Here is a 17296-nt window from a genome sequence, read left to right on the forward strand (position 1 = left end):
CATTTTCTTACATAATTATTACGAAACTGGATTTTGCATCAGCAATTGTACTTTTATCAATACAAATCACGTGTTTAGGGAGAAAGCAGGGTCTGGATGCGTCTTTTTAGATTGATATTTTATTATGAATGTAATATTGATTTTTACCATTTCAATGGTATAATGTTCACATAATCATTATTTGGCATTAAGATTGAACATGCTATTATATTTTATTTTATACTATCATACTTATTATTTATATACGGAGGCGTAATGCTATGGATCGTAATGTTATTGTTTGCCGCTCAATTTTTGAAAATCCTGCTGTGACTCAAAGAGAGCTTGCAAAGGAACTTCATATTTCCCTGGGAACAGCTAATAGTCTGGTTAAGGAATGTCTGGATAAACAGCTGATTGAAGTTAACAAGGGAAATGAAACTTATGAACTTCTTCCCGAAGGACAAGCTCTGCTGGAGAAGCATAAAGTGGATGGTGCTGTTATCATTGCGGCCGGCTTCGGTTCCCGCTTTGTTCCATTGACCTTTGAAACACCAAAAGGACTCCTTGAAGTGTTTGGTGAGCGTATGATTGAACGCCAGATCCGCCAGCTTCATGAGGTAGGAATCACTGATATTACCATTGTAGTTGGATATTTGAAAGAAAAGTTTGAATACCTTATTGATAAATATCAGGTCAAGCTTTTATATAATCCGGAATACTCCAAGAAGAATACACTTACCACCATTTATCAAGCCAGAGAGCTTTTTCGCGGAAAAAACATATATGTTCTATCATCTGATAACTGGATGAGACACAACATGTACCACGCCTATGAAGGCGGTGCGTGGTACTCCTCCTCTTATATGGAAGGCGAAACTTCAGAATGGTGTCTTGATTATAATAAGAAAGGACGCATTCTAAACGTTTTTGTTGGAGGTAAGGACCAGTGGGTCATGTATGGGCCTGCTTTTTTCTCTAAATCATTTTCCAGTAAGTTTCTACCAGTACTGGAAGAATACTACCATCTTCCAGGAACAGAGCAGTTCTACTGGGAAAATGTCTATATGGAAATGCTATCCGGGGAAGCAGCAAAGCGACTGCCGAATCTCCCAGAGGCAAAGGAAGAAATTGAGATGTATATTAACCGGAGACAGGCGGATGAGGTCTATGAGTTTGAAAACCTGGAAGAGCTTCGTCGGTTTGATGTGAAATATCAGCGCCACTCGGATAATGAAGCGATGGAACTGGTTTCTAAAGTGTTTCAGGTTTCGGAATCTGAAATCACAGAAATCCGCTGTTTGAAGGCTGGTATGACCAACAAATCATTCCTCTTTAAAATTAAGGACCGCCATTATATCTGCCGGATTCCAGGGCCTGGTACTGAGCTCTTAATTAATAGGCAGCAGGAAAAGGAAGTTTATGATGCCACCCATGACCTGGGAATCACAGAAAAGATCGTTTACTTTAGCGGGGAGACGGGATATAAGATTGCAGAATTTTATGAAGGGGCTCATAATGCAGATGCGGAAAATGAAGATGAAATCAGTCGCTGTTTAAAGCTTGTGCGCAAATTCCACCAGTCTGGTTTAAAGGTCTCTCATTCCTTTGATTTTAAAGAAAGAATTGAGTTTTATGAAAAGCTTTGCAAAGCGAGTGGTGACATTTTATTTGATGATTATAACCTGGTACGGGGGTGTATGAAGGAGCTTTTGAATCGCCTTGACGGGCTTGGACATGAGAAGGTGCTCTCTCATCTGGATACGGTAGTGGATAATTTCCTCATTCTTCCTGATGGAGATATCAGGCTGATCGACTGGGAATATGCAGGTATGTGCGATCCATTAGTGGACATTGCCATGTGCGCAATCTATTCCTATTATAATGAAGAGCAAACGGATCGGCTCATTGAGATTTATTTTGAACGTAAACCTTCCATGGAGGAACGGTTTACGGTTTATGCATATATGGCTCTTGGAGGATTTTTATGGAGTCTATGGGCTATTTATAAGGCTTCTCTTGGAGAGGAGTTTGGCGAATATACGATTATCATGTATCGGTACGCCAAGAACTACTATAAAAAATGTAGTAAAATTGTATTAGAATGACATTTTTGGAAATTTGTCTGCAAATCGTAATAAAATATTTAGGTATTCTATCTGCTCCTATGCTATAATGGCACTATGTGTAAATAGTTATGTTAGAACAGGAGGAAGAGAACGGTATGCGATATGGAAAAAAGGCAACGGCTTTTTTATTGGCTGGGCTTATAGGGACCGCTTCCCTTATACCTGCTGGTACAGCCTGGGCTGCCACCGGTTGGGTCTCAGAGGGTTCCCAGTGGAAATACATTGACCAGGATGGGTCTGTTCATAAAGGATGGGTCAAGACATCAGACGGCAAATTTTATTTCCTTGATCTTTCAACTGGTTTAATGTCGACTGGATGGAAGCAGATTAACGGAAGCTGGTACTATTTTCATTCCAATGGTGCCATGGCTACCAAGTGGATTCAAAATGGCGGAAAATATTATTATCTCATGGATGATACAGGGATCCTTGTTAAGGGTTGGCTTAAGATAGGCAATGATTATTATTACATGAAGGGCGACGGAGCTATGGCTACCGGTTGGCGGGAGATGGACGGCGGCTGGTACTACTTTAAGGACGATGGCAAATGTGTCATTGGCTGGGGACAGGTAGGAAATGACTGGTTCTATTTCGGCTCTGACGGAAAGATGGTTACCGGCTGGAATAAGATTGAGAATTCTTATTATTATTTAAATGGTGATTCTAAATCTGTATTAGGCAAGATGATGACTGGGTGGCTCAGTGACGGCACCAATAAGTATTATATGGATACAAGCAACGGCAAGATGGCCCATGGCTGGAAACAGATCGAAGGATCCTGGTATTATTTTAATGATTCTGGTCATATGATGACTGGGTGGGTTCAGCTCTCTAATGTTTATTACTATCTTGATCCTTCAACCGGAAAGATGGCAACAAACACCACTTTGACCATTGATGGAAAAAGCTATTCCTTTGCTTCTAACGGAGCGTACCAGAACAATAACGGCACTCCGACTTCCACATCGTCAAACGGAAATTCTTCAGATACCACTCCTGGCAATTCAAACACAACACCAGGCGGGACTAACTCATCTGGATCTGGTTCTGGCGGACCGGGAGGTACTTCTTCCGGAAATAATACATTAAGCGGAACTCCGGGCAGCTCCTCCAATGACACACCTGGAGGCTCCTCGAACTCTTCCAACAGCGGCGGCGTATACCAATTATCTCCTGGACTTACCAATGGTCCTGGCTGATTGATTTGATTTAGTATCTGTGTGGGTATCTGCAACAAGGCGCAGGTACCCACTTTTTTGCTTTATTACATAAAAAGTTACCAAATAATAGAATTACAAGCGATAAGGAGGTTTTGTTTTGAGACACAAAAAGATAGTTATTCGGTTTGCAGCGGCTACGCTTTGCGCTTTTATGGGCATTTCAACCGGTTTTTATCCTGCTATGAATTCCTGGGCAGCAGCCGGTTATGAACGGGTGAATGGTACTTATCAGATGAGAGATGGTACAGTTTTAGATAAGGTCATTGCAAGAGGTATCGACGTTTCCAGATGGCAGGGCAACGTAGACTGGACAGCCGTGGCTGCCAATGACGTAAGCTTTGCTATGCTGGGAACCAGGTCAAAAGGCGTGATTGATCCTAATTTTCATACCAATATCCGTGGAGCTTCTGCGGCTGGGATTAAAGTAGGTGCATATATCTACTCTCTGGCTACGACTCCTGATATGGCACGGGAAGAGGCTGATTTTGTGCTTAACCTGGTCAAGGATTATCCTGTTAATTTCCCCATTGCATTTGATGCAGAGGACAGTGCCACACTTGGTTCTCTTCCTCCTACTCAGGTCAGCGAGATCATCAATGCGTTCTGCGACCGCATTCAGGAAGCCGGATATTATCCAATTGTTTATGCAAACGATTACTGGCTGACCAATAAGATTGATCTATCTCAAATGAAACGTGATGTCTGGGTTGCCCGCTATGAGGCGCAGCACAAATATTCAGATCCTATTATGTGGCAGGTTACCAGTACCGGATCGATTCAGGGCATCAACGGCAATGTTGACATTGATTTTCTTTACAAGGATCTGACTCCAAAGCTTCCTGGAAATCTCTGGAGAACCATTGGCGGCAAGACCTACTACTATCAGAATTATGCGGTTCAAAAGGACAGCTGGATCAACGATGGAACTGGCTGGTTCTATATGAATGGAGAGGGCCTGGCATCCACCGGATGGCTGGAAAAGGATGGCCAGAAATATTACCTTGATGAAAGCAATGGACGTATGAACACTGGCTGGAAACAGCTTTCTGACCGTTGGTATTTCTTTAACGGAAGCGGTGCTATGAATACTGGGTGGCTGACGGATAATGGATCCCGCTATTATTTAAATAATGACGGTACCATGGCATCCGGCTGGTCTACCATTGATGGAAAGAAATATTATTTAAATGATTCCTCTGGTCAAATGGTCACTGGTTGGAAGAACCTGGACGGTAAATGGTATCATCTTCAGGACGATGGCGTAATGTCTACCGGCTGGAAGGATATTAACGGAAAGCGGTATCATTTGAACAATGACGGAGTGATGGCTACTGGCTGGTTCACAGAAGGTGATTCTAAGTACTTCCTTGGTGACAGCGGTGCAGTTACTACTGGCTGGTCAAAGCTTGATGACACCTGGTACTATTTTAATCAGGGCGGAAGCATGGCATCAGGATGGACGAATGTGGACAATACCTGGTATTATCTGTCCAAAGAAGGAAAAATGCAGACTGGCTGGCTGGATGACAGGGGCACTAAGTATTACTTAAGCACCTCTTCTGGTAAAATGACCGTTGGCTGGAGACAGATTGATGGCGCGTGGTACTATTTCAATGAAGGCGGCGGCATGGCAACCGGTATGGCACAGATTAATGGGAAACAGTATTATCTGAATCCTTCTGATGGTAAGATGGCGGTTTCTACGAACATTAATGTTAATGGTGTTTCCTACACGGTAGATTCCAATGGTGTTTGTACGGTAACGCCTCAGGAGACTCAGGGAACCCCTACTCAGGAATCCCAGGCACAGACGAATCAGCCAGGGGATGGAAGCACTCAGACTCCACCGGCTGAGACTACTGCTCCTGCTCAGGGTCCTTCCAAAGAGGTTGGTCCTGGTGTTGGGTTGTCTAAATAATCTATTAGTATGATTAAGGGTTGCTGACACACTTTCGACTAAGAGGATGTCACAACATAAATTTATGACAGAATTCTATACAATAATATCATATAGATGACAAAAATACGTCTTGAGACGGGGTTCTAAGTCTGATATGCTACCGCAGCATATTAAACTGTAGCTAACCACCGATTAAGACGTATTTTTTATAACAATATTTTCACTCTACTTGCCCAGCTGATAGTTTCAAACAAATCCATCAGTAACAAAATTCAATGCTTGTATGCTATATTTCACCTATAACAAAAGATAATTGTATATTTTTAACTTTACATTTGAAGAACACTAGTTCTTATGGTAAAATATTCATATGGAACAATCATGTTAATACAAGGAGGTGGCCTTCCATTTTACATAAGATGGGAGGTGATGCAGATGGATTTTGACTTTAAAGACCTTATGGCTTTTGGCATGTTCATCATTGCATTGCTTACCTTTATTTATAATAATCGTAAGTAAAGTTTTTCTTTAAACCCAAAAATGGGTACAGAAAAACCACCCTTGTATACTTTGACCGGTATCAGGTGGCGATTCTGTCCATTTAATATAGGCCAACCTCTTGTATGAGGTGGTTGTTCCTCTTTATATATTAATTATAATCAATTCTGTTTCCAAATTCAAGTGATTTCTAAAAATATCCTATAACCCGCATAAAATAACAACAGAGATCGGATATCTACTCTTCCACATTCTTCGTCTCTCCCACAATATATATGGGCCTATCCTTTAACTCCGCAAAGAGGATTGCAATATAATTTCCAATAACGCCTACAATTAGAAAAAGAACCGCGAACATAAAGCAGATCAGTACAATGGTAGTTGCATATCCATTGGGAGTTCCCACTCTGGCCCAGCTCCATATGGTGTAGATCATCATAGCCAGACCCAGGACTCCAGCACCGCAGCCGGCGTAAATGCCAAGCTTAAGAGGAAGGTTGGAAAAACACATAATGGTATTCAAAGAAAATGCGATCAGCTTTTTGATGCTGTACTTACTCTCTCCTGCTACTCTCACTCTGGCTTCGTATTCAATCGTAGTTTTGCGAAAACCAATATTTTGAACATAGCCTCTTAAGAAGCGTACCTTTTCTCTGTAATTGTCCTTTAAGACCTTTCCAGCCTTCTTCGATATGGCGAAGAAGTCTGAGGCATTTGGCTCAAATTTAACGTCAGAAAGGACGTTAATGAGATGGTAAAAGGCAGATGAGGCAAGATTTTTAAACCAGCCTGCTGATTCATTCTTGGTACGAACCATATTGATGACATCATACCCCTCCGATAACTTCTTTACAATTTCAGGCAGATATTCCGGTGGGTGCTGCAAGTCTGCATCCATGCAGACGATACCGTCCCCTTTACTGTAATCCAGTCCGGCAATCATAGCTGCTTCATGGCCGAAGTTTCGGGAGAAGCTGATGACTTTTACTTTTTTGTCTCCTTCTGACAGCTTGGTCAGCACCTCCATGGTGCTATCCTGGCTTCCGTCGTTGACAAATATGAGTTCGTAATCCCAGTCAAGACTCTTTAGAATGCCTGCTGTCTCTTTATAGAACTGGTCGAGAGCCAGTTCTTCGTTATAGCATGAGACTACGACCGATAGTGTTTTTTCCATAATTTATGCTCCTCAAGCAGGTACCTTCATACTCCCAATAGGAAGGGCTGCGTTGTTAATTTTTCAATGATTCACGGGAATGGAATATGCTGTAACCATTTTCCTTTAGAATAGTAAGTGCGCTGCGCACCTTGGCACCGCTGTCCTCGCGGTTTTTTCTATATTCAAATTTATCCCGAAGCTCATCGTCTGACAGATTTTCAAAATCAAGTGCCAGTTCTACCCTTTTTTCATATATTTCCAAACGGTTGGGTGCTTTTTTTATTTCGTAGTAAGTGGTGTAGATATTACCCATGAGAAATACCGCAGCGGCAACAGCTCCCACGAGGCGGACAAACTTTTCAGGCCTTCTTTTTCTGCTTTGAACAACCAGGCAGAAGGTAAGCAGAATTCCCAGAATGCCAGTCTGAAACTGCAGAGCATACCTGGAGCTTATCCCGTAATTTTCCTGAAGAAAGATCCATCTGGAGATGACAATTAGTACATGGTTTAATCCTCCTGATACAATGAGGATCAGTGGAAATATGGTTTTCTCATAGAGGCGATATTTTAGGTTCCACCAGAGGGCTATAAGATACAGGGCTATAACAAAGAATCCCAGGATCAGGAACGGGAGATTTGTATGAAAAATCTTTTCTGCCCTCTCCCCTCCTATTACCATGGAGGAAAATGACTTTACAAAGAACCGAACAAAAAAGCCTGGGGTTACTTTTAGCTGTTCCAGTATGGATCCTGTAGCAGGGGCTGCATGATCCTCGATTGCATAGGAGTTACTCCAAAGATACAAGCCCAGGGAAAGGAAGGCGCTTACTCCATACAAGCAGTAATCCAATTTCCCTCTTCCCTTTTTTAAGAGGAATAGTACGCCGCAGGCTAATATTACGGTTACGGAATAGATTGCACAGTATGGGCCTGCCACTAAAAGAGTGGTGGCAAATGGCAGTAATAAAAGCTTTAGCTTGTCATGAGGTTTTTCCTCTCCGCTCCATACACGGTCTAAAATCTCATAGTGATAATAGAAGCATACAAAGGATAAAAAATGGGTCCAACCACTTCCATTGGTCAGCATTTCCCATTTATTCAGACTGAAAAGGACCACCATAAGAAGGGAAAACCAAAGGAATGGTATCTTTTTTCTCAGGCAGTAGGTGGCAATTACACCTCCGGATAATCCTAAAGCAAGTACACCCAGGACACGGTCAAACATGGTGTTGTAGCCAAATAAATAGATATTTATAATTCTTCCAAGATAATTGGCCGGTACCCTGGTCAGGATATCAGGAACAAAAAACTTGGCTGGGTTCCATACATCTGGCAGGTAGCTGTTTACCAGGCGGACATAATCGGAATAGATTCCGTCGCAGGTAGCGGAAAAGATATACCAGAGACCGAATACCGTTCCTAAGAGGGGTAAGAGATAATACAGATATTTACGTTTCATGCTTCACCTTACCCTTAGTTTGCTGTGATATCCGCTACCACGGACAGACGGTCTTCCCCTCTTTGCTCCGTTGCTGCATCATAGAAAAAGTTGCTTTCAAAGGTAAACTCGGACACCTGGGAAGGGGCTACATCAAATTCAGCCGTTACGGTACTGGCATCGATTGGAATGACTCTCTGTTCGCTTCCGTTGACGGTAATAATGATGTGTTCCATGCCGGTAATCACTCCGGGATAATAGAATTTAAAGGTAATCTTTCCTTCATTTCCTGCCATGATACGGGCCTTGGCATTCTCATCAAGCCAGCCGTCTTCATAGCAGCCGTACACTCTCTCAAACTTTAAGTTACGAACGAAATCCGTGATATCCTGGAACGCATTATGGGCTGGGTCCTCCCTTAATATGAGCATATTGGGAGTGATGAGTCCAATGGATCCCATGGAATCGATGAATGTCACTTCCGTGCCTTCTGCTGTCCGTTTCTTATCAAAGGTCTTAAAAAAGGTACGGGCGGTAAAATCACTCATTTTATAAGTATTGCCAATGATATATATTTTCTTACCGAAAAGCTTTTCCTTATAGTTTCCGTAGGTCTCCTCTGCCAGGGAATTGTAGCGGAGCTGATTGGACCAATAGTAGAGATTATCGTATTTTCCGCGGTAAAAGCTTTCCACCGGGAACATAATCAGGCCGTAAAGAACAAACAGGCCGCAGTATAACAGAGGTTTGGAAAGATTTGCATTCAGCTCTTTTTTCGGCACCGTCACCCCGCACATATAGGCGGCAAACAGCCAGGCGGCTGTCATGGAGACATAAATCCAGCGGGTTTCCACACGTATGGTGACGCTGGAGGAACCGATGCACAAGGCAATAAAGAGAAGGAACAGACCAATGACTTTTAACCTGATTTTGCGGTCCTTTTTTTCTTTGATTACTACGGCAAGAAATATAAGGGTCATAATTGCCAGCATAAGGCCGGAAACCATGACAAGGACCCGAATCCAGGCAGGTGATGCGTCCCAGCTTAATCCGCTTAGATGCTCCGGGCCTGCATTGATTCCAAAGATATAAAGAATCTGGCTCACGGCATATTTTAAAACACCGGTTATTTTAAAGGTTTCTGCGACTGTAGTTCCTCCGGTTCCTGCCGGAGAAATGCTGCCGATGGTGAAAAAGCGAATCGCCTGAACCGCTGCAAATGCCAGAGTGGTGGATATCCAGGGGACTAGCTTTCTCTCTTTTTTCATCAGAAACGCAACGTAGAAAAGAGGCAGAAGAACCATATACCGTTCATGGATAAAGCAGATGGCAAAGTAAAGAGCCACGGAACAAGGAATGAGGGCTTTTTTTGCAGGTTCCTCTGTGATATAACGATACAGGCAGTAAAGGATTCCAATGGCTGCCCAGAGAGCGAGAGTTTCCATTAAGCCGTATACCTGGCTGATCTGATAGTAGGACATACGGGATAAGAGATACAGGATACCTGTTAAAAATCCCATGGTCCACCTTCCGGATAAGCGTTTTCCAAAGCGGTATACCGTATAGGCGATACAGACATTGACCAGTATATTGATTGGTACAAACCAGCCAATATGATTACCTGCGATCATAAGCTCCAGCCATGAAATCAGATTAAATACGAAACGGAACCGGGTGCTTCCTAATGGGAAGACATACTCCCTAAAGGATTGTTCTCCGTAGCAGGACCACAGATAGAGGTCATCCATGTAAAGTCCTTTTATTTCAATGCCCCTGTTAATGAAGAAAGCAAAGGCCAGCAAAAGTACGGCTGCTATGATTTCATCTTTCCATGCGGCTTCCTTGCCTATCCATTGTCTGTCTTTCATCTCATCCTCCTGTGTTTTGGGCGAACCCGTTTAAAAGAACCGCTCTTCCAGCATCAGGCACAGTGCGTGATAAACAGGAAGGTGAAGCTCCTGAATTTTAAATGTCTCTGACTCAGGTACTACAATGGAAACGTCGGCTGTCTTTTTTAACTGGCCTCCGTCTTTTCCCGTAAGTCCTATGGTCTTCATGCCTAGTGCCCTGGCGGCTGTCATGGCGTACATTACATTTTTTGAATTGCCTGAGGTGGAAATACCAAGGAGTACATCTCCCTTTTTTCCATATCCATAGGTCTGCTGGGCAAATATCATCTCTCCATCCACATCATTTAAAAAGGCGGTGGAAAGGCCAGGGTGACCGGTCAGTGCAATAGCTGGAAGTCCTCCCTGAAGCTTTTCAGCCAGGGCGCTTCCCAGTTCTGGGTCTATTTCTTTCAGTGTCTCTTGAAACTCAGGAGATACGCTGCGGCGTTTTACAAAGCCTTTCATCAGTTCTCCAACGATATGTTCTGCATCGGCACAGCTTCCGCCATTTCCTGCGATGAGAAGCTTACCGCCATTTTCATAACAGGCTTCAAGAATCTCATAGGCATTTTTAATCTCTTCCTTGATACAGGAAAGAGAAGGGTAGCGTTCCATCAGCTCTTCTAAGTATTTCATGGGTTCCATGTTATTTTCCTCCTTCTCTGGTGAGTATAAAATCAGCTGCTTCCTTCATGGAAGGGGCGTAAGAAGCAAATGCCGCTGATCTCTCTTCCTCTTTCATGGAGTCATAGATATCTTTTCCGTATCCGGTTCCAACTAAGATGGAACTTACGCCATACCGTTTGCCGGCTTCTGTGTCCAAAAGCTTATCACCGATCATATAGGAATGGGCCTTGTCCACTTGGAAATATGCTTCTGCCATTTCAAACATTCCTGTTTCTGGTTTACGGCAATGGCACTCCGTTTTATACTCCGAAATTCCATGTACCGGGTGATGGGGGCAGTAGAAAAATTGGTCTATTTCAGCACCTTCCTCCGACAGATGCCGATTTAATGCTTCATGAAGGATCTTGACATCTTCTTCCTTATAATATCCTCTTGCAACGCCTGCCTGATTGGTGACCACCACAAGGCGAAAGCCATGTTCTTTCAGACGTCTTAGAGCTCCTGTTACTTCAGGTAATATTACGAGGTCTTCGGGGCGGTATAAGTAGTCTACTTCTTTGTTGATGGTTCCGTCCCGGTCTAAAAATACGATTTTATCCATAATGTTCTGATTCTCCTGGTGCCGTGTTCTTACAGGTTAAATTTATATTCTCCGCCCGGTATCTTCACCCGGATATCAGAATAGTCCCAACGTGCTTCATCGGTGATCCACGCCTGGGCTCCTCTTAATTCAAAGTTCCAGTCTGTGAGCTGTCCGCCTGCGGCTTCCATGCGGGCTGCAACTTTGTGGCGCACGTTATAAGGGCAGTATACCAATAGGAAACCACCACCGCCTGCACCTAAAAGCTTTCCGCCAAGGGCGCCTGCTTTTAAGGCCTCCTCGTAAAGCTCGTCGATATGAGGAGTAGTGATCTTGGTGCTCATACGTTTTTTGCTTTTCCAGCCGTAATCTAGAAGCTTTCCAAAGCTATATAAATTTCCCTTTAACAGCTCATCTTTCATGGCATAGGCAAGGGCTTTTACCTCACACATAGCATCAAAGGGATCTTTCTTTTCATAGTTGGATACCTGGTCTTTTATGATGTTGGCGGATACGTGGATATTGCCGGTATAGCATAAAAGAAGGTTATACTGTAGCTCGTGAATAATCTCCTTTTTGATTCGAAGGGGATTTACCACTACGTTGTTACGGCCGTGGAATTCAATAAAGTTAAAGCCGCCGAAGGTGGCTGCATACTGATCCTGATAGCCTCCGTCGATCTTTAAATCCTCTCGTTCCACCTTATAGGCTAAATCAGCCATGGCATAGCTGTCCAGCTCAATTCCCTTCCATTTAGCCATGGCGGTCAGAAGTGCTACCATAACGGTAGAAGAGGTTCCAAGACCTGAGCCTGGAGGTGCATCGCACTGTAAATAAACTTCACAGCCCTGCTTGATGTCCATGGCTTTTAAGGCTGCCGTTACAAGGTCAAGTCTGCCATCGTAGACATAGTTTTCATTGGTGTTGTATTTAACCGTCATGTCAAAGTCCAGGGAATGGACGATGATCTGGTCGTCTTCTCTTGGGACTATGGAGCAATAGGCGTACTTATTAATGGTACTTCCAATAATAGCTCCTCCCTGTTCCACACAGAAGGGGGCCACATCGGTTCCGCCTCCTCCAAAACTTACACGAAGGGGCGCACGTCCTCTGATAATCATATGGTCACCGTTCCTTTCCTTACGTCTTCATCAAACCGGTAATAATCTTCTGGGACTCCAATATCAATAAAGTAGCCGTCATTGACAAAGCCGCCAAGCTTCTTTCCCTCTGACAGCCACTTGGGAATCATATCATGTTCTAAGGATACCTTTCCTTCCGGAATTTCCTCAAGAAGGGAACGGCGAAGGTAATAAACGCCTCCGTTGATGGTTCCTCTTACGGATTCTTCTGTTTTCTCGTCAAAGGATTTTAACCAGCCATCTTCCAAAAGGGCCTGTCCATACCGGGATACGTCAGGTACTTCCCGCAATACCAGAGCCATATGAAGATCCCGCTCCTCACTTAAGGCAGTCAGTCTTTCATAATCAATCTGATAGAAGGTATCTGCATTCAGTGCCAGAAACCGGTCGTCGGTCACGAGGCGCCCAGCATTCTTAATCGCTCCGGCTGTGCCTAAAAGCTCTTCTTCATAGGCGTAGGAAACCTTAATTCCCCATCTTGCGCCGTCTTCAAAATATTCCTCAACCATAGAACCTTTATAGCCTACGGCAAATATAATCTCTTTGACTCCATGCTTTTTAAGCTCCAATACCACATATTCCATGAAGGGCTTGCCTTCAATCAGTGCCATTGGCTTTGGCCTGTCATTTACCACGGAACGGAGCCGTGTACCAAGACCGCCTGCCAGCAATACTGCCTGCATACCGGATTCCTCCTGTTATACTCATCATTAGTTCTAACGTCGAAACATTCTTATTATATCATAATTCCTTTGGAACAATCCACTATAATTCCCATTAAGCTGGAAAAGACCGTCCGCAAAAAGGCTCAGCCACCTTTTTTGCGGTCCAGTCTCTTATCCCGATTTTAACAGGCCTTAGAAATCTTCCCCAACCACGCTCCAGGCTGCATCAATACTGTGATATCTGCGGATGTAATTCTGGGTTTCTTCACAGATTTGTTTGCAGCGTTCTGTATCCTGATACATGGAAACTACCTCCTGAGCAAAGCCCTGAGGATCATCGGTAACAGCCATAACCTTCTCTGCATCAGGGATTCCTTCTGCTCCGATGGAGGTCGTTACGATAGGGGATCCATGATAAAGGGCTTCAATGACTTTTCCTTTTACGCCAGCTCCATAACGGAGGGGAACTACTACCACACGGCAGGAAGCATACAGCCTGGAAAGCTCTTCATCAGATACAAAGCCTTTGACTATGATTCCATTCCCCGGCTGCTCCAGGGCCTTAATCTCGTCCGTTACCTTGGAACCTACGATGTAGAAATTCACCGGAAGTACCTGACGGATTAGTGGGAATATATCATTGGCAAACCATAGGACTGCGTCAATGTTCGGCGGATGGGCAAAGCCTCCTACAAACAGCAGTCCTTCCCGCTTGGAAAAATCATCGGGAATGCGGCTTAAAAATGATTCAAATACGTAAGCGACGATGGCCTTTACATGAATGGAGGGCTCTATTTCATGAATGGCTTCCCGTTCTACATAGGAAGGATAATAGGAAACAGATGCCTTTCTCATGAGGCGCAGCTCCATGGATTTCCAGTACTCCGAGGACTCCCTCTTTTCCGGATCTCCTGTCAGCTCGTACTCTCTTCCTTCTCGTAAGAAATGGAGGTCATGGCCGTAGTAGATTACCTTTATGTTAGTTTTGTTTTTAATAAAGTCGATATATTTGGCTGCGATATGAGGACGGTTTAAATAAGCCACCTTAATATCATCGCTATGGTCTTTTAACCAGTTCCAGATTCCTGCCTGGTATTCAGGGCCATAAAGAATCTCGATTCCCATCTGCTGTAAAACGGTGGAATAAGGTTCTTCATGAAGGAAGTTATCCCCAAGGAATTTTACCACGTAACCTTTTTCCACAAACATCTGAAGATACTGGAAGGTGGTCTTGGAGCCGGCATCCTTATCATAGGTGGGGACATAATGATCTACCACGAGAATGATGTCCTTATTCTGGCTTCGCTCTCTCGCGCGGAAGGGGTCTGGGTTTCCGTCATTTTCACATTGCTTTTTAAATTCTTCTGCCCATTTTTCCTGAAGCTTTCGGCTGTTTTCTACCTGATACCGCTTTAGGCCGGTACCATTGACATCGGTGCCGTTTGAGATACCTTCAAAGTGAATGACCTTGGAAAGAGGCTGATATACCGCCCTCAGTCCTGCTTTTCTTACTTCAAAGGCCAAATCGGAATCCTCGCAGTAGGCAGGGGCAAATCGTTCATCAAAGCCGCCGATCCGTTTCCAAAGCTCATTGGAAAGTAAAATGGCTGCACCTGAAATATAGTCCACGTCTTTTACATAATTGTATTCCGGCTTTTCCGGATCGTCCAAACGTCCGTAATTCCAGCCGGAGCCGTCACTCCAGAGAATCCCTCCGGCTTCCTGAAGGCGTCCGTCTGGATAGACCAGCTTAGAGCCTACCATACCAATGGTGGAGTCGGATTCGATTAAGTTCACAAGACTAGACAGCCAGCCTTCTGTCACCTGGGTGTCATTGTTTAAGAACATGACATATTTTCCCCTGGCGGCCTTAGCTGCCTGGTTGCAGTTCTTTAAAAAGCCCTGGTTTGTTTCATTTCTGCAGATCACTACATTTTCTGTAAATTTAGTAAGCTCTGAGGTGGCATCGGTGGAAACATCGTCTGCAATGATTACCTCATATACCACATCTTTTGTATGCTCCAAAATAGAGGCAAGACAAGCGTAGGTATAATGAATCTGGTTGTAAACCGGGATGATGATTGAAACCATGGGATGGCCTTCTTTTACGAAACGCAGCTTTCCATGCTTTCTGTAAGCCTCCCCGATCTTCATATCTCCTTCTATTACATTCCTGCCTTCCTCTGTGGTATAAAGGCGGATGGATTTTATGGGATGAAGCAGTGCATTTTTCGTATAATAAAGCAGCTTTCGCTTTCTTGTACCTTCTGGGAATTTCTCGTTAAAGAGGCGTTTTAACCTTCTTCCTACCCGGTAGAACAAAGCCTCGTGACGTCTTAAACGGTTGATGATCTCTTCCATGTTTTCACAGTCTTTACGAAGGGTGGTGATGATCATATCCTGATTGGTCACGTGGTTATCCGTCAGACGCTTTACTTCCTGCTGCTTTGTGATGGTCACATCTTTTTCATGAAGCTCCATCTCCATCTGGGAAATCTGCTCTTTGGTATCATCAATGATCTGGGATACTTGAAACATATCATCTGGAATGGCATGGGTCTCATGCATGTAGTTTACCAGATAAATCTGCTGATTTTCTCCATGGACGTATTCCTGGAAGCTGCGTTCCATCTCCTGATAGAGAGACAGACGATCCCCATCTACTCCGAATTCCTCTAAAAATGCTTCCATGGAATCGTAGGTCAGGATGCTTTTATACTGCTCATAGAAATAATAGAGTACCCGGAATTTAATGAAGTTAACTGGAACCGGGAAGGTAAATACCCATTCATAATCGAGACAATAAGGACCATTTTCAGTTAACATAATATTCTCAAAGAGACAGTCTATATTCGATGCCTGGAAGGTCCAGTCTTTTTTGATTTTCTCATCGGCCTGGGATAAGTCACCAAAGACCTCCTTAAATTCAGGAGTTAAGTGAAATGGAAGCATGCAATCTTCCTTTACGCTTAAGATCATGGAAATGGCGTCTTCCATCTTAGAGACAGAAACCTTCCCGTCCTTGATCTCTCTGCCCAAAATTTCAGATAAGGTCTCTCCCTTTAAGAATTCAAACCGGGCGGTCCGTCCATCAGGGCTTACAGAGACCTCTGCCACCTTTAACCTCTGGTTCTGCTCCATAAGACTCTTATATTTGTCGCCCAGGGACCGGATATGAGCGGTGCCTTCCGGAGTCAGGGCTGATTTTTCCACATAGGGAACTCCGCCTTCCTCCACCAGACTGGTGCGGATCTGAAAGGCGTCCCTGCGGGTTTTATTGTATTTTACAAAGTTAATCTTCTTCATGGCGGCTCCAAATGGTTAAAAATGAATTGGCAAATGTCTGAAACTGTTTTCCCTCGCAAACTTCATCAAACATCTTTCCTAAATCAAAACGCAGATATTTGGGATAATCGTAAGCTAAAATAGCATGGGTCAAATCTCCCTTGGAGGGAAGATAAGAATCGGAATATATGGTAACAGGAAGCTTATAATCCGGCATGGGATAATAGAATTCTACGTTTCCCTGGCATTTTTCCTCTCCACATAACAGTTCTAAAAGCTCCTGTCTGGAAAGTTTTGTTTGATCGGAGACAGCTCCTGCCTGATACTTTAAGCCCAAGCGGTTGCACAGGGAAAGAATCAGTTTTCCTTCTGGCTTTAGAAGTGCCTTTGCCTTCCCGATCTGTTCCTGATAAGGCTCTTCTAAAGAACCAACCATGACCACATAATCGAATTGCTCTTCGGTATAGGTATCAAGGCTTCCGGTAACGTATTTGATGTTGTCCCGTTTCTGGTGGCGAAGGCGGTTAAAGGATAAATTGTTCTGATTGGATTCTAAGACAGTCACCTCTTTTACTCTGCGGCTGTATAGGCCGGTAAGAGCGCCGTAATCGGAACCGATCTGCAGGAGGGAGGCGTTTTCTTCAAACTGGTACCATTCCAGCAGATTTTCTCTGATGTCGGAAAGGGCATACATATAATCCAGGTTGGGATTATCTTTTAGAATCGCTTTTGTGTCTCCCTGATATTTTACATACAGATTTCTGATTTCAGGGCTTAAATCGTTCATT

13 protein-coding genes are annotated in these 17296 nt (G+C 43.8%); 4 read left to right on the forward strand and 9 right to left on the reverse strand.

All coding sequences use genetic code 11. The features are described 5' to 3' along the window. Positions 1-260 precede the first annotated feature (260 nt). From T546_RS0117400 to T546_RS26380, 4 genes are all read left to right on the forward strand, one after another. Complete coding sequence (locus T546_RS0117400) at positions 261-2087, forward strand: phosphotransferase (protein WP_026892720.1); 1827 nt, start codon at positions 261-263, stop codon at positions 2085-2087. A gap of 116 nt (positions 2088-2203) precedes the next feature. Continuing rightward, positions 2204-3307 carry a cell wall-binding protein gene (locus T546_RS0117405; RefSeq protein WP_026892721.1) on the forward strand — a complete coding sequence of 368 codons (1104 nt, stop codon included), beginning with the start codon at positions 2204-2206 and terminating at the stop codon, positions 3305-3307. Positions 3308-3425: 118 nt separating this feature from the next. Next, positions 3426-5246, forward strand: coding sequence for a GH25 family lysozyme (locus T546_RS0117410; protein WP_026892722.1), 1821 nt, complete (start codon positions 3426-3428; stop codon positions 5244-5246). Between the two features lie 441 nt (positions 5247-5687). Further along, a complete protein-coding gene (locus T546_RS26380; protein ID WP_278246313.1) occupies positions 5688-5747 on the forward strand; it encodes a putative holin-like toxin in 60 nt (19 codons plus the stop codon). A gap of 217 nt (positions 5748-5964) precedes the next feature. Here T546_RS26380 and T546_RS0117420 read toward each other — a convergent pair whose 3' ends face one another. From T546_RS0117420 to T546_RS0117460, 9 genes are all read right to left on the reverse strand, one after another. Beyond that, a complete protein-coding gene (locus T546_RS0117420) occupies positions 5965-6900 on the reverse strand; it encodes a glycosyltransferase family 2 protein (RefSeq protein WP_026892723.1) in 936 nt (311 codons plus the stop codon). 55 nt (positions 6901-6955) lie between these two features. Continuing rightward, entirely contained in the window at positions 6956-8341 is a 1386-nt protein-coding gene (locus T546_RS0117425; protein ID WP_026892724.1) for a hypothetical protein, read from the reverse strand. A 14-nt stretch (positions 8342-8355) separates the two neighbouring features. Continuing rightward, the gene (locus T546_RS0117430; RefSeq protein ID WP_026892725.1) at positions 8356-10188 is read right to left on the reverse strand and encodes a hypothetical protein; all 1833 of its coding nucleotides are present in this window, start codon (positions 10186-10188) and stop codon (positions 8356-8358) included. A 30-nt stretch (positions 10189-10218) separates the two neighbouring features. Beyond that, on the reverse strand, positions 10219-10854 hold the full coding sequence (locus T546_RS0117435; RefSeq protein WP_026892726.1) for a D-sedoheptulose-7-phosphate isomerase: 636 nt from the start codon (positions 10852-10854) through the stop codon (positions 10219-10221). A gap of 1 nt (position 10855) precedes the next feature. Next, the gene (locus tag T546_RS0117440; RefSeq protein WP_026892727.1) at positions 10856-11437 is read right to left on the reverse strand and encodes a D-glycero-alpha-D-manno-heptose-1,7-bisphosphate 7-phosphatase; all 582 of its coding nucleotides are present in this window, start codon (positions 11435-11437) and stop codon (positions 10856-10858) included. A 29-nt stretch (positions 11438-11466) separates the two neighbouring features. Beyond that, a complete protein-coding gene (locus tag T546_RS0117445) occupies positions 11467-12537 on the reverse strand; it encodes a GHMP family kinase ATP-binding protein (RefSeq protein ID WP_026892728.1) in 1071 nt (356 codons plus the stop codon). After that, positions 12534-13241 (reverse strand): nucleotidyltransferase family protein, encoded by a 708-nt coding sequence (locus T546_RS0117450; protein ID WP_026892729.1) that lies wholly within the window; start codon positions 13239-13241, stop codon positions 12534-12536. The genes T546_RS0117445 and T546_RS0117450 overlap by 4 nt, the downstream gene beginning before the upstream one ends. 174 nt (positions 13242-13415) lie before the next feature. Further along, entirely contained in the window at positions 13416-16529 is a 3114-nt protein-coding gene (locus T546_RS0117455) for a glycosyltransferase (RefSeq protein ID WP_026892730.1), read from the reverse strand. After that, on the reverse strand, positions 16516-17295 hold the full coding sequence (locus T546_RS0117460) for a class I SAM-dependent methyltransferase (RefSeq protein WP_026892731.1): 780 nt from the start codon (positions 17293-17295) through the stop codon (positions 16516-16518). Before T546_RS0117460 ends, T546_RS0117455 begins: the two co-directional genes overlap by 14 nt. Position 17296 lies beyond the last annotated feature (1 nt).

This window comes from [Clostridium] aerotolerans DSM 5434 (genome assembly GCF_000687555.1).
In the GTDB taxonomy this organism is placed as follows: domain Bacteria; phylum Bacillota; class Clostridia; order Lachnospirales; family Lachnospiraceae; genus Lacrimispora; species Lacrimispora aerotolerans.